At 56.6% G+C, this 25,578-nt stretch carries 21 protein-coding genes and 1 tRNA gene; 15 read left to right on the top strand and 7 right to left on the bottom strand.

Annotated features, from left to right (window positions below; genetic code table 11):
- Positions 1-3 precede the first annotated feature (3 nt).
- From FE702_RS10360 to FE702_RS10335, 6 genes are all read left to right on the top strand, one after another.
- Entirely contained in the window at positions 4-300 is a 297-nt protein-coding gene (locus tag FE702_RS10360; protein ID WP_147126229.1) for a hypothetical protein, read from the top strand.
- A gap of 65 nt (positions 301-365) precedes the next feature.
- Positions 366-1,853: an ATP-binding protein gene (locus FE702_RS10355; protein ID WP_147126228.1), complete on the top strand. Its 1,488-nt coding sequence runs from the start codon at positions 366-368 to the stop codon at positions 1,851-1,853.
- Entirely contained in the window at positions 1,850-4,612 is a 2,763-nt protein-coding gene (locus FE702_RS10350) for a Z1 domain-containing protein (RefSeq protein ID WP_147126227.1), read from the top strand. The genes FE702_RS10355 and FE702_RS10350 overlap by 4 nt, the downstream gene beginning before the upstream one ends.
- The gene (locus FE702_RS10345; protein WP_222611809.1) at positions 4,599-5,561 is read left to right on the top strand and encodes a PD-(D/E)XK motif protein; all 963 of its coding nucleotides are present in this window, start codon (positions 4,599-4,601) and stop codon (positions 5,559-5,561) included. The genes FE702_RS10350 and FE702_RS10345 overlap by 14 nt, the downstream gene beginning before the upstream one ends.
- A complete protein-coding gene (locus FE702_RS10340; RefSeq protein ID WP_147126226.1) occupies positions 5,554-7,638 on the top strand; it encodes an AIPR family protein in 2,085 nt (694 codons plus the stop codon). Before FE702_RS10345 ends, FE702_RS10340 begins: the two co-directional genes overlap by 8 nt.
- On the top strand, positions 7,625-8,503 hold the full coding sequence (locus tag FE702_RS10335; RefSeq protein WP_147126225.1) for a DUF2971 domain-containing protein: 879 nt from the start codon (positions 7,625-7,627) through the stop codon (positions 8,501-8,503). Before FE702_RS10340 ends, FE702_RS10335 begins: the two co-directional genes overlap by 14 nt.
- 34 nt (positions 8,504-8,537) lie before the next feature.
- Here FE702_RS10335 and FE702_RS10330 read toward each other — a convergent pair whose 3' ends face one another.
- Positions 8,538-10,052 (bottom strand): DNA cytosine methyltransferase, encoded by a 1,515-nt coding sequence (locus FE702_RS10330; RefSeq protein ID WP_147126224.1) that lies wholly within the window; start codon positions 10,050-10,052, stop codon positions 8,538-8,540.
- 56 nt (positions 10,053-10,108) lie between these two features.
- Between FE702_RS10330 and FE702_RS10325 the strand changes: the two genes are divergently transcribed.
- From FE702_RS10325 to FE702_RS10315, 3 genes are all read left to right on the top strand, one after another.
- Complete coding sequence (locus tag FE702_RS10325; protein ID WP_147126223.1) at positions 10,109-10,564, top strand: very short patch repair endonuclease; 456 nt, start codon at positions 10,109-10,111, stop codon at positions 10,562-10,564.
- A gap of 80 nt (positions 10,565-10,644) precedes the next feature.
- The gene (locus tag FE702_RS10320; RefSeq protein ID WP_072780005.1) at positions 10,645-10,926 is read left to right on the top strand and encodes a type II toxin-antitoxin system RelE/ParE family toxin; all 282 of its coding nucleotides are present in this window, start codon (positions 10,645-10,647) and stop codon (positions 10,924-10,926) included.
- A gap of 12 nt (positions 10,927-10,938) precedes the next feature.
- Positions 10,939-11,229, top strand: coding sequence for a HigA family addiction module antitoxin (locus tag FE702_RS10315; protein WP_147126222.1), 291 nt, complete (start codon positions 10,939-10,941; stop codon positions 11,227-11,229).
- 46 nt (positions 11,230-11,275) lie between these two features.
- Here the strand turns inward: FE702_RS10315 and FE702_RS10310 are convergent, their stop codons facing one another.
- The 5 genes from FE702_RS10310 to FE702_RS10290 all read right to left on the bottom strand — a co-directional run bounded on the left by FE702_RS10310 (position 11,276) and on the right by FE702_RS10290 (position 15,931).
- Entirely contained in the window at positions 11,276-12,691 is a 1,416-nt protein-coding gene (locus tag FE702_RS10310) for a hypothetical protein (protein ID WP_147126221.1), read from the bottom strand.
- A gap of 136 nt (positions 12,692-12,827) precedes the next feature.
- Entirely contained in the window at positions 12,828-14,381 is a 1,554-nt protein-coding gene (locus tag FE702_RS10305; protein ID WP_147126220.1) for a relaxase/mobilization nuclease domain-containing protein, read from the bottom strand.
- A complete protein-coding gene (locus FE702_RS10300) occupies positions 14,375-14,848 on the bottom strand; it encodes a plasmid mobilization protein (protein WP_255449661.1) in 474 nt (157 codons plus the stop codon). Before FE702_RS10300 ends, FE702_RS10305 begins: the two co-directional genes overlap by 7 nt.
- The gene (locus FE702_RS10295; protein ID WP_147126219.1) at positions 14,845-15,699 is read right to left on the bottom strand and encodes a hypothetical protein; all 855 of its coding nucleotides are present in this window, start codon (positions 15,697-15,699) and stop codon (positions 14,845-14,847) included. Before FE702_RS10295 ends, FE702_RS10300 begins: the two co-directional genes overlap by 4 nt.
- A gap of 155 nt (positions 15,700-15,854) precedes the next feature.
- Positions 15,855-15,931 (bottom strand) — tRNA-Arg (locus tag FE702_RS10290).
- 161 nt (positions 15,932-16,092) lie between these two features.
- Between FE702_RS10290 and FE702_RS10285 the strand changes: the two genes are divergently transcribed.
- The 5 genes from FE702_RS10285 to FE702_RS10265 all read left to right on the top strand — a co-directional run bounded on the left by FE702_RS10285 (position 16,093) and on the right by FE702_RS10265 (position 22,060).
- Positions 16,093-17,133 (top strand): LacI family DNA-binding transcriptional regulator, encoded by a 1,041-nt coding sequence (locus FE702_RS10285; RefSeq protein ID WP_147126218.1) that lies wholly within the window; start codon positions 16,093-16,095, stop codon positions 17,131-17,133.
- A gap of 279 nt (positions 17,134-17,412) precedes the next feature.
- Positions 17,413-18,069: an ABC transporter ATP-binding protein gene (locus FE702_RS10280; RefSeq protein ID WP_147126217.1), complete on the top strand. Its 657-nt coding sequence runs from the start codon at positions 17,413-17,415 to the stop codon at positions 18,067-18,069.
- Complete coding sequence (locus FE702_RS10275; RefSeq protein ID WP_147126813.1) at positions 18,069-20,468, top strand: ABC transporter permease; 2,400 nt, start codon at positions 18,069-18,071, stop codon at positions 20,466-20,468. Before FE702_RS10280 ends, FE702_RS10275 begins: the two co-directional genes overlap by 1 nt.
- Complete coding sequence (locus FE702_RS10270) at positions 20,458-21,513, top strand: lipocalin-like domain-containing protein (RefSeq protein ID WP_147126216.1); 1,056 nt, start codon at positions 20,458-20,460, stop codon at positions 21,511-21,513. Before FE702_RS10275 ends, FE702_RS10270 begins: the two co-directional genes overlap by 11 nt.
- On the top strand, positions 21,506-22,060 hold the full coding sequence (locus FE702_RS10265) for a pyridoxamine 5'-phosphate oxidase family protein (RefSeq protein ID WP_147126215.1): 555 nt from the start codon (positions 21,506-21,508) through the stop codon (positions 22,058-22,060). The genes FE702_RS10270 and FE702_RS10265 overlap by 8 nt, the downstream gene beginning before the upstream one ends.
- Before the next feature lie 3 nt (positions 22,061-22,063).
- On the opposite strand, the gene FE702_RS10260 is transcribed toward FE702_RS10265, so the two are convergent.
- Entirely contained in the window at positions 22,064-23,434 is a 1,371-nt protein-coding gene (locus FE702_RS10260; RefSeq protein WP_255449660.1) for a phosphohexomutase domain-containing protein, read from the bottom strand.
- Between the two features lie 510 nt (positions 23,435-23,944).
- On the opposite strand from FE702_RS10260, the gene FE702_RS10255 reads away from it, so the two are divergent.
- Positions 23,945-25,576: a hypothetical protein gene (locus tag FE702_RS10255; protein WP_222611808.1), complete on the top strand. Its 1,632-nt coding sequence runs from the start codon at positions 23,945-23,947 to the stop codon at positions 25,574-25,576.
- Positions 25,577-25,578: the final 2 nt, after the last annotated feature.

Raw genomic sequence — 25,578 nt, 5'->3', positions numbered from 1 at the left:
CAAATGCAAGAACCAAGCAAGAAATGGAAACTGATCCGCAGGGCTGCCTTGGAGCACGCGTTTAGAAAGTTTGAGAAACCACTGGAACCACTTCTTATTTTTCTCTTGATCTGCAGCTCGATTTACTTGAGCGGCTTTATCGGTCTCGCGATCGGCGAACAAATCCAACCTTTCAATCTACTCTCTGGATTTGCTGTAACTGCGGTTGCGATCTCCGGGTTACTCGTTCCGTTCGTTCTAGTCTCTGCAATGACATTATTCCTTACAACGAAAAACCTTAGAAACTTGCTTGAAGAATGAGCGCAAGAAGTATCAACTGGCTTGAAATATTGTTGAATTTGGATTGTTAAATTGTTGTCGTGCCAATGAGTTGTTCAATTCGGAAGGTCGATGCATCCCCTTATGCCGCCTCCCTAATCGAAGGACATAGAGATTTCGGATACAGTCTCGAGACGGCTTTGGCCGATATCGTAGACAATGCAATCACCGCCAAAGCAAAGGACGTCAGCCTCACTGCTGATACCGCTTCTGACAAACCATGGATCGCAATAGCTGATGATGGCATTGGGATGACGGAAGTTGAACTCATTGAGGCCATGCGTTTGGGCTCCAAGAATCCGACACATGAGCGAAGCGCAGAGGATTTGGGTCGTTTTGGCCTAGGACTTAAGAGCGCAAGCTTTTCACAGTGCCGAAGCCTCACCGTTCTGACACGAAAAAACGGTTCAATCGCTTGCGCTCGATGGAACCTTGATAGGATTTCGAAGAGAAACGACTGGAGTTTGGAGTTAATCGACGACACTTCTTCACTGCTTGGGCGGGAGTTGTTGCCTGAAACAGGAACTGTCGTAATTTGGGAAAATCTGGATCGTTTGAACGGCGGCTACACCCATGACCTTGTCAAGCGAGCCGAACACATAAATTCCGAACTGTCTCAAGCGGAAAGGCATTTATGTTTGGTCTTTCATCGATTTATTGAAGGAACCAATCCCAGCTTAACATTGCGCCTGAATGGTCGGCGTTTGAAGCCGATTGACCCAATGGCCTCATCGCATGTTGCAACTCAAAAAGACCCTGAAGAGCTTCTACGGCTTCGACAGGGCGACGTCCTGATCAGATGCCACACCCTGCCGCATCACAAACGCATGAGCCGCGAAGAGTGGGAAGAAATCGGTGGTCCTGAAGGGCATCTGAAGTCGCAGGGGCTCTACGTTTATAGGGAGAAGCGTCTTATCATCTCGGGCGGATGGCTGGGTCTCGCACGTCAGACCGAGCTCACCAAGCTTTGCCGTATCGCTGTCGATATCCCGAACACGATGGACGCGGAATGGAAGATCGACGTCAAAAAGGCTTCGGCTCAACTGCCGCCCTTAGTACGTGAGCGACTGAAGAAAGTGGTTGAAAGGTTCGTCGGTACATCCAAGCGAACGTATCGGAGCCGAGGGCAAAAGCTGGTAGATGAGACTCGGTTCCCGATTTGGAGCCGGGTGCAGAAGGACGGACAGATCGTTTTCCGACCTAATCTGGAACACCCTGTTTTTCGAACTTACGCAGAGCAGTTGCCAGACGAACTTTTGGAGGGTTTCGAGCGTTGCTTGCGCATCGTCGGTTCTGGCCTGCCCATCGAGACCCTGCATGCTGAACTTGTGGGGAATGCGGAAGCGGTCGCGGCCGACGAAACATCGGCAAATGACCTCGAAGAGCTGGTCTACTCCCTCGCGGTTACTCTGATGGAAAGCGGTGTGCCTTCAGATACTCTATCAGACACCATGCAAAGCAACCCTTTCCTACGAGCTCGGTGGGAAACTGCCGCCCCAATTCTGGAAGATTTTCTGAGGACACGAAGTTCATGAGTGAAGACATTGAAACGGTGATGAACATGGTCGAGATGGGCCTGTTCAATCAGCCTCGGAAGACAGAAGAAGAGTTGCGGACGATGGTCCGCGGGGTCGCAGCTGCGATTGCGCCAAGTCTAAGAGACGCGGAGATCGAGCTAATTGCGCGAGAAATCGAGCACAAGCAAGGGATCAAGGCAGGTTTGGTCTCTATTGTTGAAGACGATGACCCTGATTTCGAACCGTGGCTGGATGACGCAAAGCCATCAATCAAACCATTCTACTGGGATCGTTATCGAAAACTCCTATTCAAGAAGAATTTACCCAGAGACGTCATCACATCCACGGACCAAGTCACGGATACAATACTGAGCCGCCTCGGGAACCCTCGCCTCGAAAAACAATGGGACCGAAGGGGGATGGTCGTAGGCCACGTCCAGAGCGGAAAAACCGCTAATTACTCTGGTCTGATCTGCAAAGCGGCAGACGCTGGCTATAAGCTGATCATCGTAGTCGCGGGAATTCACAACAACCTCCGGAACCAGACTCAAGAACGCATCGATGAAAGCTTGATAGGCGTTGATTCAGGAAAGCAATGGGGACGAACTGTAGGTGGGAGAAAATATGTACTTGGAGCCGGAGAATTTGATCCGAGCAAAAGACCTGTACCGCTGACCACACGCATTCACGACTTCAACAAAGCTAGAGCCGACAGCGACAGCAGTGAGATTGGGGATTATCGCGAGCCGGTCGTACTGGTGATCAAGAAGAATTACCGCACTCTCTCTAACCTGCTCGACTGGTTGAAGGACAATAACGCCCGTGGCGATCAAGAGATGATCGACCAGCCAATGCTATTGATCGATGACGAGGCTGACAACGCGTCGATCAATACGAAATATGGCAAAAATCTAGTCACAACGATCAATGGTCAGATTCGTGACTTGCTGAAGATGTTCCACCGGAGTTGCTATGTGGGGTACACGGCGACCCCGTTCGCCAATATCTTCATTGATCCCGATCAGGACGACGAGATGCATGAAGAAGACCTCTTTCCGAGGGATTTCATCATCGGCCTTGACGCGCCCACCAACTATTTCGGACCGAACAAAATCTTCGTGGATGGCCTGCCAGAGGAAGGCGAGCCAATCTGGCTTCGTTACATCACGGACAACGAGGACATTCTGCCGATCAAGCACAAGATAGATCATGAGCTCGATGCACTACCGTCGTCGTTAACCCAAGCGCTACGAGCTTTCCTGCTGGCTAGAACCATCAGGAACATGCGTGGGCAGGGGGCCGCACATTGCTCGATGCTAGTCAATGCGAGCCGCTTCACCGCCGTTCAGGGCCGCCTTCGAAATCGCCTTCACGAAGCGCTAGAGCGGATCCAGAATTCGGTTCGCATCAATGCGAGTCGGGGCACTGCCGCATTGAGTGATCCGGAGATTGCCGCGCTCCATGGCGTCTGGCAGGAGGAATACTCCGAAACCGAATTCGATTGGCCCTCGATTCAGTCCGAACTGCTTGATGCCATCGCTTCCGCCAAAATAGTAGAGGTAAACAGCCGGGCCAATGATTTGGACTATTCGAATTCGGGAGAAAGGGGGCAGACCGTTGTTGCTGTCGGTGGGTTCTCGTTGTCACGTGGGCTGACGCTTGAGGGCCTGACCGTAACCTGGTTCCTGCGCAACACGATGATGTACGATACGCTCATGCAGATGGGGCGATGGTTCGGCTATCGAGGAGCTGGAGAAGGGCCGAAGCGGAACTACGAGGATCTCTGCCGTATCTGGATGCCTACTGAAGCAATTGATTGGTACGCGTTCATTGCGAACGCCGCCGAAGAATTGCACGAGGAGTTGCGAACCATGGAGAAAGCCAAGGCAACGCCTCGTATGTTTGGGTTGGCCGTAAGAAGTCACCCCGCGTCACTTCTAGTGACCGCACGGAATAAGATGGGATCGGGCAAAAAGGTTACTACTCTGGTAGGGCTTTCGAACAAATTTGTGGAGACATCGAGAGTGAGCATTCGCTCAGATGACCTTAGGAGCAACACTGATACCGCGAAACGATTGGTTCAAGAGTTGAACTCCGGAGGATTTGAAGAGCGGACGGTATCAGCAGGCACCTGCGTTATGGGTGTTCCTGTCGAAATCGTGGATAGGTTCTTGGCTGGTTGGAGAAATGCGGAACAGAGCATTGCATCCGACCCGGGTCCCATTCGTCAATATATTCGAACAAGACGAGATGATGAGCTGCCGATTTGGGATGTACTGATCACCGGAAAGAAGTCCGGTGATGATGTTCATACTCTGGGTCGATCAATTAAACCAATTACCCGATCAGTTGACCCTATGAAGCTAACGGAAGGGTTCATTCCATTTGGCGGGAAACGAATGCGTGTGGCCGATGCAAGCTTTGAAAAGGCAGGGTTGGATGATGAAACGATTTCGGCGGTCGAAGAAGAATACCGATCACGCCCTAACATTAGCGGAAATAGACCAAGTTATCCCGGTTCTATCTATCGGTCCGCACGAGAACGCCCGCTATTAATGCTGATGCTGGTCAAGCCTCTTCCAATCGAAAGAACAAAAGGGAAGAGAGAAGTGGAACTCATACCCGCTGACCCTGTTGTGGCATGGGGTATAAGCCTTCCCGTTTCGTCACGCCCCGCCGAGAGGGTCGAGTACGTGGTGAACACTGTACGTTATCAGGAACTCTTCGGCGAGGATGACGAAGACGATGATCAGGAGGCAGCACTTGAAGCTTCATGATCCTTGGGAAAGACTTGGTCCGGACGAGGCAAAGCGGGTCGATGTGGCAGGCCGTTTTGATTTCTTCTGGGTGATGTTGGAAGCAGGCATGCCTGGCCTGATGATGAGGCTGCCCAGTCTGCCGCAGCCACTGCCACGTTTACCGAAATTGAAGAACCTTGTTGCCTCCTTCCGACCGATTTCAGGCGGGTCAGCATTCGTTCTAGGCCTCAAGGAAAAAAGTCAGGTCGAGATCTTCGAGACCCTTTGCCGGGACGTGGTCGAGGCCGGGGAAGCCGGTGCTGAACGAGATGAAGCTCTCTCTAGAGCAATTCAACGCACGAGACGCTGGTATCACCTCCTGCGCGGTGGCAAGGCCAACGGATTGTCCGTCGAAGAACAGAGAGGTCTAGTTGGCGAGTTGGCGTTCCTTCGAGAGCTTGTATCAGCGTTTGGACCAGAAACTGCAATCGAGGCTTGGACAGGCCCGACCGGCTCGGCGAAGGATTTCGAATTGATCGGAAGCTGCGTTGAGGTCAAGGCAAGGCGGGTGGCCGCGAAGCCTTTCGTTGCGATTTCCTCAGAAGACCAATTGGCAGACGTAGAAGGTAGCCGATTGTTCTTGCGTGTAGCAAACGTTGCGTCGGCCGTCTTGCCTGAAGGTCAAAGCCTACATGATCATATACGCATGACGTCAGAAATGTTTGAAGATGACGGCGCAGCTTTCGAGGCTTGGGAAGAGGCTCTCTACTCGACGGGATACGATCCTGAAAACGACTATGATGACCGAAGGTGGCTGCTTGGCGTAGTAACCGACTACGAAGTGATAGATGGTTTTCCTCGAATTTCCGTGCCTCTTACTCAAGGCGTGGAGAACGTCCGCTATGCAATAGCTCTGGATTCGTGCGAACCGTATAAACTCGAAGACGCTTTGGTTGACCTGATCCGGGAAGGTCTCCGGCATGAGTGATCTTGAAGAGTTTCATCATGAACTCATTGCTGACATCCAAGGCGACGCAGACGTTCTTGGTCTCGTTACTGTAGAAGCTTTTTTTGAAAAGGTTGGCGAGCTGCTCACCGAAGCCGGTGAACTGGATGGGGCAAATCGCGCCTATTTTGAAGGTGGCGGGGCGAGTAACCCCATGCGTATCGACGGGTACGGGGGTGATCCCAGAGACGCCGATGGAGTGCTCAGCCTCGTGCTATGCGATTTCGTAATCGGTGATGACGTTCGTGTACAAAACAAGGATCAAATCCAGCGACTATTGCAGCGTTTGTACAGGTTCGTTGTTTCCAGTCTGAAGTCCAGTTTTCGCGATCAACTGGAGGAAACCAGCGCCGGTTTCGGTGTTGCTGACTTGATCGCAACCACGTGGAAGGACGTGGAGAAAATCAAGCTGATCATTGTAACCAACGCGGACTTTCGCGCGCGGGCGGACGCAGCGAACGTAAAAGACCTCGACGGAAGGCCCGTAACCCTGAGCGTCTGGGACTTGAAGCGCCTCAGGCAATACGTTGAACAGGGGCAAGCGCGGGCAAATCTGCTGATTGATTTTCAAAAGGATTTCGGAGGGGGTATCCCGCTGTTGCCCGCGTCCGGAAGTGATGCTTCGTTGGAAAGCTACCTCGCCATAATTCCGGGCAATCAACTTGCCGCAATTTATGACAAGTGGGGCCCTCGCCTTTTGGAAGCCAACGTCAGGAGTTTTCTCCAGGCCAGAGGCAAGGTGAACCGGGGCATTCGGGACACCATCCGCGACGAGCCGCATATGTTTTTCTCATACAATAACGGCCTCAGTGCGACTGCGGATGCGATTGACGTAGAAAAAGCAGATCACGGCCTTCAGCTGACCCGCGCAGACAACCTGCAAATCGTCAATGGTGGCCAGACAACAGCGTCCTTGCATGCCGCCCGAAAGGCCTCCGCCGAGCAGCTCGAACAAGTGTTTGTTCAAATGAAGCTCACCATCGTGCCTAAAGAGCAGTCTGAACTGGTTGTTCCGCGAATTTCCGAGTACGCCAACAGCCAGAATAAGGTGAACGCGGCGGACTTCTTCGCAAACCACCCCTTTCACATTCGAACCGAAGAGTTGTCTCGAAAGGTTCTTGCGCGCGGCGAAGATGGCTACCGCGACACCAAATGGTTCTACGAACGCGCGAGAGGCCAGTACGCCGACGAGCGTGGCCGAAGAACCGTTGCAGAGCGCAAGAAATTCGACTCCGAGTTCCCGCGCTCTCAGTTTCTGACGAAAACTGATCTCGCGAAATTTGAGAACACCTGGGCCTGCTTGCCACATATCGTGAGCTTGGGTGCGCAAAAGAACTTTGCCGAGTTCGCCAAGCACATAGGCAAGCGATGGGGTTCCGAAGGAGCGACGTTCGATGAGCTCTGGTTCAGGCGCATGATCGCAAAAACCATCATATTCCGGGCAACCGAAAAGCTGGTCTCAGGTGCGGAATGGTATGAAGGTGGATACCGCGCCAACATCGTGACCTATGCCATTGCCAAGCTTGTTCACGACGCGCGCGAGCGGGAAATGCAGGTCGACCTCGACGCAGTCTGGCGGTATCAGGATGTTTCACCCGATCTGAAATCGGCGCTTTTGGTAGCCGCTGCTGAAGCCCAGGACGTGATTACAAATCCCCCGGAAGGTGTGCGGAACTTCAGCGAATGGGCCAAGAAGCAGGCTTGCTGGAAGTGGCTGGAAGAACGGTCCCTGAGCTATCCTGACGGCCTTGACCGCGTATTGATCTCTGAGGAACTTGCCAATGATCGTGCTCGTGAGGCACGGGCGGACAAGGCTGTCGAAGACAGTGTAGAGGCGGAACTCGAAGTGCACAGGCTAGGCGCGGCGTTCTGGATAGAGGCGCGCAACTGGGCGCGGGAACGCGGTTTGCTTTCGCCGAGAGAAGTCGGGGTACTGGAGACATGTGCTGCCATCCCGAACAAGATGCCTTCGGACAAGCAGTGCGCCATCGCGATGGCGGCTCTGGCGAAAATTCGGGAAGAAGGGTTCGCAACAGAAGTGGCCCATGATGCAGTCTGACGCTTCGAGAAAGCTCTACAAGTTCAGTGGACCGACCGATTATGCGCTACAAAACTTGGAGCGAGGCGTCATCTTTTGCCAGCACTACAGCGCCTACAACGATCCATTTGAATTCTGGACCCAGATTATTGGGGGAATCCCGGACGCACAGTTGGAACCTGACCGCTTTGCTGCTGCGAAAAATGCTTGGGGCGCGGACTTCATGGCCGACGACGATGAATACCTGCTCGAATATTTCCAGTCGGTTGCAGAAGAACAACCGGCATTTCAGGAAATCCGTGACCTGAAGCGGATAGCCTGTTTCGGCTCGTCACCGGATAACTTGCTGATGTGGTCTCACTATGGCGACGGACTGCGCGGATTGTGCCTAGTGTTCGACGACACTGAACTCCTCAAAGCCAGCTCAACGAGTACGTTTGCCGTGAATGTTGCATACCAAAAAAGCCCGCCATGCGCCGACGCTTTTGTCTACGCAGTCGCGAGTGGACTTTTCGAATACGTACTAGAAGAATTGGAAGAGCAAGAGAGTCGTGGCCATGACAATAATCAAGTGGCAGACAACAAAAAAACGTTGGGCGAAAAGCACTTGACCATGACCGAGACCCTTCAAAAGATATATGCGACAAAGCCCCTAGAGTGGGAATACGAAGCTGAACGGCGTCTATTGGTTCGAGCAGAAAAAAGCGGCGTCGAGCCTATATTTCACAAATACCCACGAACGGCATTGAATGGCATTTTGATCGGTGAGCGAATGCCCCAAGACTTCCGCAGAAGACTAGAGAAGGTTGTTTCCGACTACTACGGCCACGCGTACGTCAAAACCGTAAGCCGTTCCTCGTCCAGCTACAGCTTGGAGATACGGTAATGCTATCCCGGAAAGCGGCCTGCAACGATGTCGGTCACACGGTCTCAAACACAGGTAGGAGAACGTTCGCGATTTGATGGGCAAGGAATGGCGGTACAGCGTTTCCAACTTGGACGAACTGTTCGGTGCGATTTCCCATGAAATGATAATTGTCGGGGAAGGTCTGTAGACGTGCTGCCTCACGTACAGTCAAGCTGCGACACTGTGTTGGATCAGGATGAATGAAGTAGTGGCCATCTTTAGAGATATGGCTAGTGACTGTTGTCGCCGGGCCATTGCCGACCTGGACACGAAATCGGTCGTTGAACTTTCCGGTCTTCCAGTTCCGGTGATTTGGGGCTAGGACATCAGGGAATTGATGTGCGCGAGGGCTGGTACCTTCGGCTTTGGCAAAGCAGGCTGCGTAGAGGTACCGTGCAAGGTCTGACCGCATGTGCCCGCGTGTCTCGTGGCCTGAAAGGCCAACGAGCTCAGGATCATCTATGAATTCCGCCAGTTCTGCAGAAAGCTTGTTCGAAAGCTTCCCGCGCGACGATTTTTTTCGTCCCTTATGCGAGATCGCGAGAAGCTTTTCCTCGACACGATCGACTTCTGCGAGAAATCGCGAATGATTCTGACCCGGGTAACTTGCAGCAAGAGTCTGCAGGGTCTCGATCCCATCAACGACCGCATCGTACCATGCGAATTGGTCATCGCTCCGACTCAAACCACTGCGCAACGTTGGTAGGCCAACCAGGATATCGCTTACAAAAGCTGCCTTGTTTCTAAGCGAAAGCGTGGGGACGTGCTTGAAGGGAACATCCGACCTGATCCCGACAATGATCACTCGATGCCTTGCCTGCGGAACTCCGTAATCCTCGGCGCGAATTACAAAATCCTTCGGCTCAGGTCGTTCGTCTTTTTCGTGAGGCACGGAAAGTGAAATCAGGTGGTAGCCGTCTCCTGCGTTCTCAAGGTCCGACATAACTTGTTGGAAAATCGCGATCCCTTCGACGGAAGACGACAACATTCCCTTCACGTTCTCCATCACAAAGACAGCTGGGTTTAACTCATTCAAAACACGACAATATTCGCGGTAGAGGAAGTGTCTGTCGTCGTCTTTGGGCTTGTAAGCTCGATTTCCCGCGTTCCTTGATCTCCCGGCCAAGGAATAGGCCTGACAAGGTGGACCACCTATCAACAGCGTTCGATCTCCAGATCGTTGTTTCGCTTCAGAAATTCGATCTGACAGGAGCCGAGCAGTCTCGGTTTGTCCTAGCTCCGCGCAAACAGCCTCACGATCGGCCGCAGCCCATTTTTCGGGGTACAGATCGCTCCAATTTGGCTCCTCGGTCTTCCCCGCAATCCACTGATAGTATTCCTGCGGCAACACACCGAATTGACGCAAAAAGGCACGCAATCTGAGTGTTCGATGAGCGGCGCTGTCTTTTTCGATTGATACCGAAATCTTGTAAGCAACTGAGCCATCCGGGTTAAGGCAAGACGAAAAACCCTCGCCGAGGCCGCCAGGCCCTGAGAACAGATCGATGATTTCAACTGGCTTTGGCAAATCGTGGCTCCTTGGCTCCCTCTTTCCAGGTTTTGCTCGGTATGGCAAGCAAGGGCATGGCAGACATCGTAGACAAACAAACCCGCTCGCGGATGATGCGCGGAATTCGTGGCAAGGACACCAAGCCTGAAACGGCCTTGCGCAGGGCTCTTCATGCCAAAGGGCTTCGCTTTCGGTTGCACACTGCCCGTTTGCCAGGGAAACCAGACATCGTGTTTCCAAAGTTCAACGCAGTAGTTTTTGTTCATGGGTGTTTTTGGCATCGCCATAACAACTGCCGCTTCTCGAAGTCGCCAAAGACACGCACCGAGTTCTGGAGGCAGAAGTTCGACGCAAATGTCGCGAGGGACAGCAGAAATCAGAACCAGTTGGCTGAGATGGGTTGGAGAGTTGCCATCGTGTGGGAGTGCGGTCTGAGAAACGTTAAAGACACCGCTAATACGGCCGAACGGATCGAAGCTTGGCTTCAGTCAAAGCAAAACTTCCTTGAGATAGGTATCGACGCCGAATGAGTGCGCGTTTCGGTTGGTTGAGGCACCGCAATGGCGTATCACAAGTTGACACATGTATCTAGTTGTGATACACGACAAGCATGATCCAAAGCACCAAGGGCAAACTCGCTGCTAATGCCGTGAAAGGCAAGTATGGCAAAGGCTTCCCGGGTGACTTGGTGAAGCGTACGCGGGCGATGCTGTCGGCGTTGGATGCTGCGGTTGTTGTCGAGGATTTACGGTTCCCGCCCGGCAACCACCTGGAAGAACTGAAAGGGGATCGGGCTGGGCAACACTCTGTGCGGATCAACGGGCAATGGCGCATTTGCTTTGTCTGGACGCCGAACGGTCCCGCCGATGTCGAGATTGTGGACTACCATTGAGAGGATACGCTGATGAGCTTGCTTGAAGACCCGATGCACCCCGGTGAAGTCCTGAAAGAGCTTTACCTCGATCCCTTGGAGATGGGGGCCATCGCGTTTGCGCGGCGTCTGGGCGTGCCTCGGACGCGGATCGAGCGGTTGATCAAGGGTACGACCGGGATCACACCTGACACGGCTCTGCGCCTTGCTCGCGTGTTCAACACGACACCCGCCTACTGGGTGAACTTGCAGACGAACTACGACATGGCGCTGGCGGCGAGAGAGATTGACGTATCTAGCATAGAGCCTTTGGTGGCCGCTTAACACTCCAAGCGGCCATGGGCGAAATCTCTTTTTTGCTTACAAGAGCTTAATCATAGGTTTTTGAGATAATTTCGTCTACCATCTCGATGGCAGTTGCCTTGTGGATTTTCATGGCACTACTTTTCGGAAACGCAATAAAAAGCATATCCCCAAATCCAGTCAATTGGCCGCCAATCCTGTTCTTGATCATACGATCCTTTTGATCGGAATGCTTCGATATCAGGTCTTTCGCTGCGGCTGGCCGATTAATCAAGCCGATTTCTCGGAGTTCTGTACGCTTGGCGCTAGATCTAAAATTATCACTCCAGAATCCCTCAAGAACCAAGAGTTGAAGAACATCTAAGGCCTCGTCTCTTTTGAAAGTTGATCTGAGCTTCTTTTTGTTGATCCGCGAAAGATAGGCTTCCAGAAATGCGAGCTCAGGTATTTGTTCTTCGATCTCGTCGCGCCCAAAGCTTTGTCCCTGATCGTCCGAGTCGTTCAATTCCGAGAGTCGATGTTCCGGAACACCGGCTCCCCTCAGCAAGGCTCTTTCACTTCCTGGATTAGAACGCAAGAAACGCTGCAGAGTGGTCCCGTTTAGATTGATACTAGGAGTGACTCCTTCGGACTCAGCCCTACGAAACTCTTCGCTAAGATGCCGAACAACAACCGTATCGCAAGCAAGCGTAGCATCGCGCGTGTTACTTGCTTCTTGAAGGCCGATACCAACCAGATGCGTCAAGAGTATGTGAAACGCTTTTCGCCTCTGTTCTTCTTCACGACCGCCTCCTGACAGAAGCCGAGCGACACTTGCCCAAATCTTGCCAGTTCTGCCGAGTGGACGCGGGTCGGAGAGCTGAATCCAATCTTCTCTTACCCTGATCCTTCCCAAAACACCTGAGTCTCGGTCATCTCTAGGTATTATGTTCCACCCAACGAATTCGTCCAACAGTAGCCCATTGAGAGCAATCGGTTTAGCACCACATGATCTTAGTTTCACAACATGGTCGGACAGGAACGATACCTCGTACCAAGAATCCGGTTCATTGCGGTTGGAACTTGTTTCCAGCTCGAGGTTTACCCTTGCGCCGACTACCGCTTCAATCAGTTCTCCTGTGTCTGCATTGAAGCGCGCTCTACGTTGGTTCCCAGACTCAGGGAGGTTATGCAGATGAGCACCAATCTGGATTACGCTTTGCTCTCTCTCGAACAATGGATCAAAGGTCGAATTTGCCAAGTCGAGCTTGATTTCAGCTTGGAAAATCTCGATTCGAAAGTCTATCGCTTCCCGCCCAACTCTTAGATGCAAACGTTCTTTTCCAAAAGTAGCGGACAGGCCCAAATTGTAACCGTCAGTCGGATTGTTAGTCTTGGGTCTCAAGGTGATTGAGGCCAAATGGGGATCAACGGCTTGGCTTACTCGGATGTCTTGGTCCAAAATGAGCTCAGGCTCTTCATCAAACGTATGGTTTTGATCCATTAAACTTACCAATATTTTATCCCGTGCTCATAATTTGACATTGGGACTATCGAACGAATTTTCAAGCTAAGTAGAGACAGTGCAGTTGTCCGACGGCAAAGCTGAAGACCGCTAATTTCTGGGAACTCGGTCATATTCAATGCCTCAAACCCCTCTCCGCATGGGCCTCCTGGCTGTCTAGCTCTCCCTCAATCTCTCGGCGGCGGCCTTCGCTAAGGTCAAGCTCTCCTGCAAGCTCTCGTTCAGCGTCTTGTAGTTCGCTTCGTCGTTCAGCAATCCGTTCAAGGCCTTCATGGATGCGGCTTGTGAACGAATGAGCAAGGTCACGCAGTCCTTCAAGCCAGCTAGCTCCTTCTCGATCCTGCCGGTCGAGCGTGTCTCTAAGGCGGTCAAATCCTTCGCGGAGGCTTCTGAGGCCGTCACCAACCGCTCGACGCAGGCGAGCAAGTCGCGTTCCAAGGCTGTCAGTTGAGTCATCTAATCCTCCTCGATCCGAATGCAGGTCACGTGTTGCCCGCCCATCGTGCAGGTCCTGAGCCGTGTCTTCGATGGGTCCAGGATCAACCAGGTCCCCTCGGGCCGCTCGATCCGTGTCAGGCCCAGTTCTGTCAGTTCCGACCGCGTCAGATGCCCTGTCCAGAAAAAGCTCGCGGCCATCATCGAGGCGATCCCCGTCAGCACCATCGCCGCGATCAGCCAGGGCGAGATCGTCAGCCAAAGGCGGATCGATCTCAGCCGCGTCTCGAACATGCTCGCTGTCTCGGTCTGAAAGCGGCGCGTATCGCTCGTGATGGTATGCTGCGCGGCGCCCACAATGTTCTTCAAATCGATCCTGAAGCTCTTGAGCTGGGATGAGATCGAGGCGACGTGTTCGGCCCTGATCGTGTCGAGCTCCGCGTTCAACTTCTCGCTCAGCCGGGTCGGCTTGCCAGTCTTCATGGAAAATCTCTCCTTTCAGCCGCCAGCGTTCGCCGGTGTCCGGGTCGCGGGCGGTGATGTAGGCTTTGCCCGCGCGCGGCAGGTCGAAGCCTGCGTCGGTCAGCGCCTCGACCATAGTCTTGCGATCAGTGATCAGGCCCATATCGATTTGGTCCTGTATCCAGGCGTGCAACTCGTCTCGGCCTTGGGCGCGGGTCGGGGCCTCGACGGTCTCGCGCACCTCCTGCGCGCGCTCGACATCCATCGGGTCGGCCCAGCCGTGGCGCTGATTCATCACGTCCCGCAGGCTGTCATAGGCGTCCTGATAGCCGGGAGACGCGATGTTGAGGCTCTTTCCGGTCGTCAGCTCCAGGCGCGGGGTGCAGAAGTGAAGCTCGACCCGGCCTTCGTGGCGATGGCGGACCCAGAGCACCTCATATTGCTCGGGGTCCAGCCCCGCGAAGGCCAGCCGCTCGAACTGGTCCATGACCTCCGCCTGCTGGTTCTCGGTCGGAGCGTCAGAGTCGGCAAAGCTGATCACGCCCGCGCGGTAGGTCCACTGGTGACGGCTGGCGTCGATCAGGGCTTCGGTGCGGTCGGGGTTGCCGCGCAGTACTTCCGGCAGTGGGTCGCGGGTGACGGCGATAGGCTGGCCGTCAGCATCGCGGATCAAGTCGCGGTTGCCGTCATAGGCCAGCACGCGCTCGGCCACGAGATAGCCAACCGGCCCCGCCCCCGCGCCTTTGCCGTTGGGGAAGAACTTGATCAGCACCGCCGCGCCTCATCGAGGAGCGCGGCAAGCTGGCGTTCGATCACCACAAGGCGACGCGCGACGGTCAACGTGTCGAGGTCTGTGCGTCCGACCTTCATGGCGTGGTTCAGCCAGCGGGCGATCTGGTTGAGGTTGCCGCCGATGCGCCCAACCGCGAGCACCAGCGCCGGGTCGACGCGCGGGACGGGTTTGCGGCGGCGGGCTTCGGTAAGGCCAAGCGCCTCGCGCAGAAGCGTCGACGCAGGCAAGCCAGCGACGTCGGCTTTGGCGCGCAACTGGGCCTTCTCGGACGCGGTGCAACGGAAGACGAAGGTCTCGGTCAGCGGCTCTTTGGCGGGGGCTTTGCCCGCGCCGGTGGGGTTCGAAGGGGAGGCTTGCCACCCCTCGCAAGGTCCCGTGTCATCGGCGCAGCCGTATGACATGGGTCGCCTTGCTGTTTGCGCTTCGGTGGGATCGGTGCCGCTCATGATCTGAGGCCTGCGGCCTGGATTTGGTCTCCTGTCACCAGCTCTGCCGCCAGGAGTGCATCGATCTGACCGGGTGTGATGTGGCGGCAAAGAGGGTGCTTGTCCGTGACCCAATTTGCCAAGCCTGCAAGCATCTCGGCTTTCTTAGCCTTCGCCGCTTCGCGGTTCTTGGCGATGTCCTCGACGTAGGCACGCCACCGCCCCGACTTGAACCAGTTGTCAGAGAAACAGACCTTCGAACGGGTGAAGCCTGCGCTCTCCGCCGCATAGGCCTTCACGGCCTGCAACAGGTCCTCGGCCTCAGTTCCGGCATCCAGGATGTCCCTGATCCGCCCGACACACTCTGCCTTCCCGCGCATACGGTCGGGCGGATAAGCAGCCAAAACCTTCTCAGCCTCTTCATCTTCCACCGCCATGCGCTCGCGCGTAGGAGGTTTATGGATGGTTTTAGGATGGTTTGGGGGCCGTGGTGGCCCCGGTACCCCGGCCACAGTGGCCCCCGTTCCGGGTCCAGTCTGGACGGGGTCCACTGTGGCCCCCGTCTCGATCTCTGGTTCTGCGGTCAGTTCCAGCGCCTCGATCCGCGCTAGGTCGATCCGATAAACGACGGTAAATCCGTTCTTGCATCCCCGCGCGCCGGTCTCGATCAGTATGCCTTCCTTCAGGAAATCTCGGATCGTCCGCTTGACCGTCGTCTCGCCCAGCTCGGTGTGCCGCTGGATCGTCCCCTTCGAACACCAGATGCCCGAGCCATCGTCTGACGCCTTATCTGCCAGAAACATGATGATCTGCTTGCGCGTCGCACTCCCAAACTTCCGCTCGGCACACGCATTCGCCACGCGCCAGCTCATCGGATGGCTCCAAAAGCCGCACAGACGTGCGAATTTTGTACAGGTTTTGTACGAGATTTCGGTCGTTTTCGGAGAAATCGTCGGAAATCCAAACGGGCGTTTCTGCAGGCTTCTGCACAATAGGCTGAAAATAAGCCATATTTTTCAGGTGTTTTTGGCGACCCCGGCAGGATTCGAACCTGCAACCTGCCCCTTAGGAGGGGGCTGCTCTATCCAGTTGAGCCACGGGGCCGCGCCGTGCTCTTATTTCGTGAAAATAGCGGTTTGGCCAGACATGCAAATTGGCTCCGCGTGCGGACCATGCGGCATCGTGGGCCTGCACAGAGTTTGGACAAACCGGCCGGGTCCCGCTAACGTCAGAAAAAGACGTCAAAAGATCGGACCCTCCCGCATATGAATTCACGCTCCAACCCGCCCCGACGCCCGCTGACCCTTCGCGACGTGTCCGAGGCGTCAGGCGTCAGTGAGATGACCGTCAGCCGCGTGTTACGCAATCGGGGGGATGTGAGCGACGCGACGCGTGAAAAGGTCCTAACTGCGGCCAAGACCTTGGGTTACGTCCCGAACAAGATCGCAGGCGCGCTGGCCTCGCAGCGGGTGAACCTTGTGGCCGTGATCATCCCGTCTTTGTCGAACATGGTCTTTCCAGAGGTCATGGGTGCGATTTCGGACACTCTCGACGGTTCGGGCCTGCAGCCTGTGGTTGGCGTCACCAATTACAAACCCGAGCGCGAAGAACAGGTTCTCTATGAAATGCTCTCGTGGCGGCCCTCGGGTGTGATCATCGCGGGACTGGAACAGACCGAGGCCGCGCAGGCCATGATGGTCAACTCAGGTATTCCCATTGTTCAGATCATGGATGTGGATGGGCGCGCCGTCGACAGCATGGTGGGCATCAGCCATCGCCGTGCGGGTCGAAAGATGGGTCAGCAGATCCTGAAAATGGGTTATCAGAATATCGGTTTCATGGGCACCAAGATGCCGCTCGATCACCGCGCCCGCAAACGCTTCGAAGGCTTCACCGAGGCGCTGGCCAAAGGTGGGGTCGAGATTCTGGACAAGGAATTCTATGACGGCGGGTCGGCCCTTGCCAAAGGACGCGAGATGACCGCGGCCATGCTGGACCGGAATCCGGATCTGGATTTCCTGTATTATTCCAATGACATGATCGGAGCAGGCGGGCTGCTCTATTGTCTGGAACAAGGGATCGACGTGCCGGGCCGCGTCGGTCTGGCCGGGTTCAACGGGGTCGAATTGCTCGACGGTCTGCCACGGCAACTCGCCACCATGGATGCCTGCCGGTACGAGATCGGACAGAAAGCGGCCGAGATCATCAAATCCCGCGTCGAAAACTCGGACGAAGAGCCGGTGTCGGTGGAGCTGACCCCCAAGATCTCCTTCGGCGATACGCTGAAGCGCGGCTTGGGCGGCTAAGCCAACGCCGCCCCGGATCTCATCCGGGGCCTGAAACTCAAGCTGAGCCATTTAGCCAAGAGGTCCCGGATCGGGCCTAGGACTGCGGATCAAGAGCTTCACGTCCCGGGCCTGACCCGGGACCCCGACCCGCAAAAGCGCTCCGCCCGACCGCCGCGCCAAGCCCATCGAGGCCCGGCTCAAGGCCGAGGCGATCGCACGCGCCCAAATCGCCGCATTGCAAAAGGTTACCATACGGCTGCCCTTTACCTTGGCCCCTACACGGTTACCTCCACACCCATGTTGTTGACTGTTGATGCCGTGACCAAAACCTACCCGGGAGATACCGGGCCGCTGACCGTGCTGGACGCCGTGTCGCTGAGCCTGAGCGCGGGCGAAAGCCTTGCGTTGATGGGGGAAAGCGGGTCGGGGAAATCAACCTTGCTGCATCTGGTCGGGGGGCTGGACACTGCGGATGCGGGGACGATCACTCTGAACGGGACGGTGATCACAGGCCTTGATGACCGCGCGCTGGCAGAACTGCGGCGCACGCAGATCGGCGTGGTGTTTCAACAGTTTAACCTGATCCCATCGCTGACGGTTGTTCAGAACCTTGCTTTCCATGCCCGCCTTGCCGGGCGCTTGGACGAGACGTGGGTTAACACGGTCTCAGAACGTCTCGGCCTCACAACCGTGGGCGCGCGTTACCCCGAACAACTCTCGGGTGGGCAGCAACAGCGTGTTGCAATTGGCCGCGCCATCGCTGCGAAACCCGCGCTCTTGCTGGCGGACGAACCGACAGGCAACCTTGATGAAGACACCGCCGACACGGTGATGTCACTGCTCGTAGACCTTACGAAAGAGGCCAATACCGGCCTCCTTGTGGTCACTCATTCCCAAGCTCGTGCCGCCGCGCTCGACCGCCATCTGACCTTGTCCAAAGGCAGCCTCGCATGATGACACGGGTCGTCTTGCAGGCGCTGCTCAGTCATTGGTGGCGCAGGCCCTTGCAGTTGGTCACGCTGCTCTTTGGGCTGGCCCTTGCGACCGGTCTGTGGACGGGGGTGCAAGCCATCAACCAAGAGGCGCGCAGCAGTTACGATGCCGCCGCCCAAGCGCTGGGGCAGGGTGATTTCGACCGCCTCGTTGCCCAAGGGGGCGCGTTGATCCAACGTCAGACCTTTGTCGATCTGCGCCGCGCGGGGTGGCTGGTGTCTCCGGTGATCGAAGGTCGCTATGGCCGGGGCGAAGACCGGGTGACGGTGATCGGCCTTGATCCCTTTACCCTGCCGCCGTCAGCTGGCGCGCCTGATTTGTCAGATGACAATGATCTGGCCCAATGGTTCTCAGACGACGGGCTGATCTTTGTTCACCCCGAAACGCAGGCGGCCTTGCCTGACGGTCTACCGCGCGCGATCCCGAACCTCAGCGTGGCGATTGGTGAGGTCGTGACGGATGTCACCACTGCTTGGCGTCTGCTTGAGGTGGACGGTTTCAGCCACCTGATCATCGCCCCGCAGCAGCCAATTGGCCTGACGCCGCTCGATGATCTGATCCCGAGCCTGGAACGTGTGCGCCCAGACCCGGCTGGCGATATCGCGCAACTCACGCGCAGTTTTCACCTGAACCTGACGGCCTTTGGCCTTTTGTCCTTCGCGGTTGGCCTGTTCATCGTGCATGCCGCCATCGGGCTGGCATTTGAACAGCGGCGCGGCATGTTTCGTACACTGCGCGCGCTGGGTGTCTCGACCCGGCGGCTGGTGGCGGTGCTGGCTGGTGAGACTTTGGTTTTGGCGATCCTTGCCGGGCTTTTGGGGATTGGGCTGGGCTATCTGGTGGCGGCGACACTCCTGCCCGGCGTCGCGGCAACCCTGCGGGGCCTTTACGGTGCGGCGGTTCCCGGCACGCTGTCGCTTGATCCGGCATGGGCGCTCAGCGGATTTGGCATTGCGCTCGCGGGTGCAGCGGCGGCGGCAGGACAGAGCCTCTGGCAAGTGGCGAAACTGCCGATCCTTGCACCGGCCAAGCCGCGGGCCTGGGCGATGGCGATGGATCGGTCGCAAACCCGGCTGGCATTGGCGGCCTTGGTCCTTTTTGCGGTGACGGTGGTGCTATTGATTTTTGGCAGCGGGCTGGTTGCCGGGTTCCTGCTGCTCGGTGCGTTTCTGCTTGGCGCTGCCTTCCTGCTCCCGTGGGTTCTGTCCCGCTTGTTGCGTCTTGCCGCTCCGCTAGCACGGGGGCCGATCACGCAATGGGCGCTGGCCGACACGCGCCAACAAGTGCCGGGGCTGTCGCTTGCGCTGATGGCCCTGCTGCTGGCGCTGGCCACGAATATAGGTGTGGGCACGATGGTATCGTCGTTCCGCCTGACTTTTGCGGGATGGCTGGATCAGCGGCTTGCGTCCGAGATTTACGTGACCGCGCGGGACTCGCAGCAATCCGAGGATGTGCGCGCCTTGCTGGAGGGGCAGGCAGATGCCGTTCTGCCGATCCGGTCCACCGATATCCGGCTTGAGGGGCAACCGGCGCAGCTTTTTGGGGTGGTCGATCATCCGACTTACGAACAAGGTTGGCCGCTCATTACAGCCCTCGACACCCCGTGGGCGCAGGTGGCGTCCGGGCAGGCTGTGCTAATCAATGAGCAGTTGTGGCGGCGGGCGGATCTGACGCTGGGTTCAGAGCTGGCGCTCACCGCCGACTGGGCGTTGCCGATCGTTGGTGTCTATTCGGACTATGGCAATCCCGAAGGACAGGCGATTGTTGCGCAGGCCGAATTGCTGCAACGGTTCCCGGACGTCTCAACTCTCGGCTACGCCGCGCGAACCGATCCAGCACAGGTCGAGGCCCTGCGCGCCGCCTTGATCGACATTGGGGTGCCTGCGGGCAACATCCTCAATCAGGCGGAGGTCAAAACCTTCTCGCTGGATGTGTTCGACCGAACGTTTCTTGTGACGGCGGCTCTGAACGTACTCACGCTTGGCGTGGCGGCCTTTGCGATGCTTGCCAGCCTCACGACTCTCGCGGGTCTGCGCCTTCCACAGCTTGCGCCACTCTGGGCGATGGGGCTGACGCGCCGACACCTTGCCTTGGTCGAGCTTGCGCGGGCTGTCCTTTTTGCAGCGATTACCTGGGCTCTTGCGGTGCCTCTTGGGCTGATCCTCGCATGGGTTTTGCTGGCGGTCGTGAACGTCGAGGCATTCGGCTGGCGCCTGCCCATGTTCCCCTTCCCGTTCGATTGGGCGCGGCTCGCAATCTGGGCGATTGTTGCCGCGCTTTTGGCGGCGGCGCTGCCCGCCTACAGGCTCGCGCGCATTGCGCCGGCACAACTGATCAAGGTGTTCGCAGATGAGCGTTAAGGCGGGAATCATTGGTCTTCTTTTGGCTGCTGCAGTGGCCTTCTCCGCGCTGGCGCAGGGGTTTGCCGGGCTGGGGCAAGAGGTCGACGGGTTCAAAAACCCGGAGCGTGGGACGCCCTTTGATTTTCCGGCTGATCACGGCCCGCACCCGGAATACCGCATTGAGTGGTGGTACCTGACAACGAACCTTCGTGGGGCAGATGGTCAGGACTACGGCGCACAATGGACGCTTTTTCGGTCAGCCCGCGAACCGCGCAGCGATGATACTTGGAACAGCCCGCAAAGCTGGATGGGCCATGCCGCGATCACGACGGAAACCAACCACTTCTCAGCAGAGCGTTTCGCGCGGGGCGGAGCAGGGCAGGCTGGTGCCGTCGGCAGCCCTTTTGAGGCATGGATTGATGATTGGAAAATGGTTGGCGCTGATGATCTGTCAGACTTGCAGGTAACAGCGCGGGGACAGGACTTTTCGTATGACCTTCGCTTGGAAGCCCAAGGTCCACTGATTTTTCACGGAGACCGCGGGTTCTCGGTGAAATCTGTCGAAGGGCAAGCGAGTTATTATTACTCGCAGCCATTTTACGAAGTGTCGGGGCAGATTCAAACGCCAGAGGGTGCGGTTGAGGTCACCGGCAACGCGTGGCTCGACAGGGAGTATTCTTCGCAGCCTTTGGGGCGCACGCAGTCGGGATGGGACTGGTTTTCGCTGAGTTTTGATGACGGAAACAAGCTGATGGGGTTCCTGCTGCGTGACACGGACGGCGACACGTTTACAGCAGGGACGTGGATCACGCCCGAGGGCGAGACGACCGCGTTGGAGAATGGTCAGTTTCAGGCCCGCGCCTTGGATATCACGGATGTAGATGGGCGGCAGGTGCCAACGACGTGGCAAGTGATGTTGCCGTCCTTTGGCATCGACGTGACGGTCGAGGCGGTCAATACGCAAGCGTGGATGGATGTGATCTTTTCCTATTGGGAGGGGCCTGTCAGGGTCAGCGGCTCCCATAGCGGGATCGGATATCTGGAGATGACAGGATATGAATAGCTGGGTCGAGACGCTGGATGGGACGCTGGACCAGATTTGGCAGATGCTGGGGCGTGGGACAGCGGACCGTCGCGCTGCCGCCCGCCATCCTGTGCTCGCAACGATTTCAGAATCTGGTCCCGAGACCCGCATTCTTGTGCTGCGCAAGGCATCGCGCAGCGCAAATACCCTGACGCTTTATACCGATGCCGCGACGCCCAAGGTGGCAGAGCTGACTGCGGACCCGCGTTGCGCGCTGCATATCTGGGACGCCAAGGCACAGGTCCAGTTGCGGTTTCGCGCGACCGCCACAATGGCACCCGGAAGCAAACAGATTTGGGACGGAATGCCCAAAGGTGCTCGTGAGGTGTACGGCGTGACGCCTGCGCCCGGAACGCCGATCGAAACGGCGGAGGCGTTTGTGAGAGAGCCGGACTACGCCAAGTTTCTGGAATTGACGTTGAGCCTGCGAGAGATCGATTACACCAACCTTGGCACTACGCCCCATAGACGGGCGCAGTACACAAATGCGGATGGTGAATGGCGGGGGCAGTGGGTCGCCCCCTGACACTCAGTCGACGCCAAGCACAGCCTTGACCGCGCCGACGCGATCAGCCAGCAAATCCGCATCGCCGCGCGTCTCGACGTTCAGGCGCACGACAGGTTCGGTGTTCGAGCGGCGCAGGTTCATACGCCAGTTGTCGTAGGCAAAACTGAGGCCATCCAGCCTGTCCGCTTCGATGCAATCAGGCTCAAACGCAGCCTCAACAGCGGCAAAGGCCGCGTCGGTATCGGCGATGCGGAAGTTGATCTCTCCTGATGACGGGAAATCGGCTTTCATTTGGGCGACCAGTTCGCGCAGGCTTTGGCCGGTTTTTGACACCAGATCAGCGACCAAGACCCACGGGATCATGCCGCTGTCGCAATACATGAATTCCTTGAAATAGTGGTGGGCTGACATCTCTCCGCCATAGACGGCGTCGACGTCTCGCATAGTTTCTTTGATCAAGGCGTGACCGGTGCGCGATGGCTGCGCGGTTCCGCCAGCCTCTGCCACGACCTTTCGCGTGTTCCAGACAACGCGCGGGTCATGCACAATGGTTTGCCCCGGATTGCTGGCCAGCAGGGCCTTGGACAAAAGACCCACAATGTATTCACCGGGGATAAAGTCGCCCTCGGCGTCGAAAAAGAAGCAGCGATCAAAGTCGCCGTCCCAGGCCACGCCAAAATCTGCACCCGACGCGATCACAGGGTCCGCTGTTGCGGGTTGGTTTTCCGGCAACAGGGGATTTGGGATACCGTTCGGGAATGTCTCATCCGGTGTATGGTGAATGCGTTCGAAGGTGAGGGGTGCGTTTGCAGCCGCCAAGGCATCAGCGATGGAGTCGAAGGTTGGACCAGCCGCGCCGTTGCCTGCGTTGACGAGGATCTTCATCGGCTTCAGGCCAGCGACATCGATGAAGCTGAGCACACGCTCAACATAGGCGGCGCGTGGGTTTTCGGCTTTGATCGATCCGGGCGTGTCGGCGGTGGTGAACGCGCCCGCGACCGCCAGATCGTGGATCGCGTTCAACCCACCATCCCATGAGATCGGACGGCTTTCTTCTCGCACCATCTTCAGACCGTTATCGCCCATCGGGTTGTGGCTGGCAGTGACCATCATACCACCACCCGCGCCGTAATGTGCCGTGCCGAAATACACTTCTTCGGTGCCACATAGGCCGAGGTCGATGACATCGACGCCCATGGAAATCAGGCCTTCATTGACGGCCTGCTGAAGCTCGGGCGAGCTATCGCGCGCGTCGCGACCGGTCACGACCAGCGTGGGTTTGAAATGTACCGCGAACGCCTGACCGATCCTGCGGAACAGGTCTGCGTCCATGTCGGGGCCAACTTTGCCCCGGACGTCATAGCTTTTGAAGCAGGCCAAACGTGATGACATCATGATCCTCCATTGGGGGGGCTCGTGCCGCCCCTGCTGCTGCATTGTATCTGCCGCGCTCTGCTCATGCTGTCCACAAAAGAACGTGTGCATCGTCTGTTCTCGAACGGAGGAAACCTGCCAATCAAAGAGAATGGATGGCGCTTGCGCACGCGAAAACTGTCGCAGCAGCGCAACCCTTAGAGGTCAAAAATCACGTCAGATCATCTGGCCCGATCCGGTCTGCAAGTGTTTGCAACCAGGTTATTGTATCCCGTTCTTCTTTCGAAAGGTCATCGCGCGCCAATACGCTCACGCAATGGCGGCGAAGCTGCGGCCAGCTGATATAAAAGTCAGCGAGGTCTTGAACGGGTACAGCGGAAAAATCGCGATCAATCGGCATAGCGAAATTCTAATTGGCCTTTGCCGAAAAACTGCGTGAAAAAAGTGTGAACTAGTTTGAGCGACCCGTGTCATTTGCTACCGTCCCTTGAAATGGGGAGCGGTGCTTTGACATCAAAGCAATTGGAAATGAGCCTTTTTGGCGCCTGCGTCGTGCGGGGCGTCGGGCCATCCGGTTTCGAGATCACAGGTGCCAAGCACAAAGCCTTGTTTGCGCTGCTGGCTACGGCTCCTTTAGGGCGCTGTACACGGGCATTCCTTCAGGAAATGCTATGGGGGCAGGCCAGCTTTGACGGCGGGCGTCAGTCGTTGCGGCGCGCCTTGTCGGATATCAAAAAGGTCATGGGGCCTGTATTCGATAGTGTCATCTCTGCAAATAATACAGAAATCCGGCTAAACTTGGCGGCTATTAGTTTTCTGGGAAGCCCAGCTCAGGGTGAATTCCTCGCGGGGATTCAAATCCATGAGGCGGGTTTCAAGGCTTGGATTGCCGAAATTCGCCGTGACCCCTCGCGTGTCCTTCCGCTGTTGGGAGTATCGCAGAGCGCACATGGATTGTCGTTATTGCCAATGGTGTCCGTTTTGCCGTTTCGCCTTGTTTTGGGGGATGCGCAGCATGCGATGTTGGGGGATTGGCTGGCCGAGCAAATATGCCGGTCGCTATCGCGGTCCAATCTTGTTGGCGTGATCTCACATCTGTCGGCGCGCGCCGTCACGCAGGACAACGCGGACCTTGGTGTCATGCAGGCGAGACTTGATATCGATTATTGCCTGTCAGGATCGATCCGCGTTCTTGGAACTCGGCTTTATCTTGATGCGGACCTGATTGATGCGCGGCAGGGGCGAATCCTTTGGACCCGAAATTTCGAAGGGGACATGCGTGATTTCTTGACCGGCGACAGTGCCGCCGAACACGAACTGGTGGCGGCCGTTGGGCGCAGCGTCGCCAACGAGGCATTGCAGCACGCATCGAACCGGGCGCTCAGCGATATTGAGGACCACCACCTTATCGTAGCTGGCGTTGGCCTGATGCATCAGCTTCGGCTCAAGTCATTTGCCCACGCGCGGGAGATGCTGCTTGAGGCGATCCGGCGGTCACCGAGATCAGCCGAAGCCCATGCCTGGCTGGGCGACTGGTACGTCAAATCGGTGTTCAACGGGTGGTCCACCGATATTGCCGCCGATACGCAACGCGCGCTCGACGCCACGGCCAAGGCGCTCGATATCGACCCGGAAAACGCGCTGAGCCTGATGATGGACGGCGTGGTGCACACCACGCTGACCAAACATATGGACACTGCCGAAGATCGGTTCGACACCGCGCTGAAGTACAACCCGAACGAAGCGATGTCGCATCTGCAAAAGGGCATCTTGCACACGTTTCGGGACGAAACCGATCTTGCATTGCAATTGGTTGGCCGGGCGCGGGCGCTGTCGCCCGCAGATCCATATCACTATTTCTACGACTCGCTTTCTGCGTCGGCGCATCTGGCTGCAGGCAATTTTCAGACGGCCGTTGACCTGTGCGAAGCGTCCATGCGGGCCAATCCAAGGCATCATTCAACACTGCGGGCCTATGTGGCTGCGCTTCACAACCTCGGTCGGAGCGAAGACGCACAAGCGGCGGCACAATCATTACAGCGCGATCAACCGCATCTGACGATCCGGTCTTATCAGACCGATCACCCGGCGTCCGACAGGCGGCTGGGTACGATGGTTGCGGAGGCTTTGCGCGCCACGGGAATTCCAGAAGGGGTATAGAT

The sequence above is a fragment of the Shimia ponticola genome, from assembly GCF_007995215.1.
Taxonomy (GTDB): domain Bacteria; phylum Pseudomonadota; class Alphaproteobacteria; order Rhodobacterales; family Rhodobacteraceae; genus Shimia_B; species Shimia_B ponticola.
The sequence above is the reverse complement of the archived record's forward strand: the minus strand, read 5'-3'. Positions and strand labels throughout refer to the sequence as shown.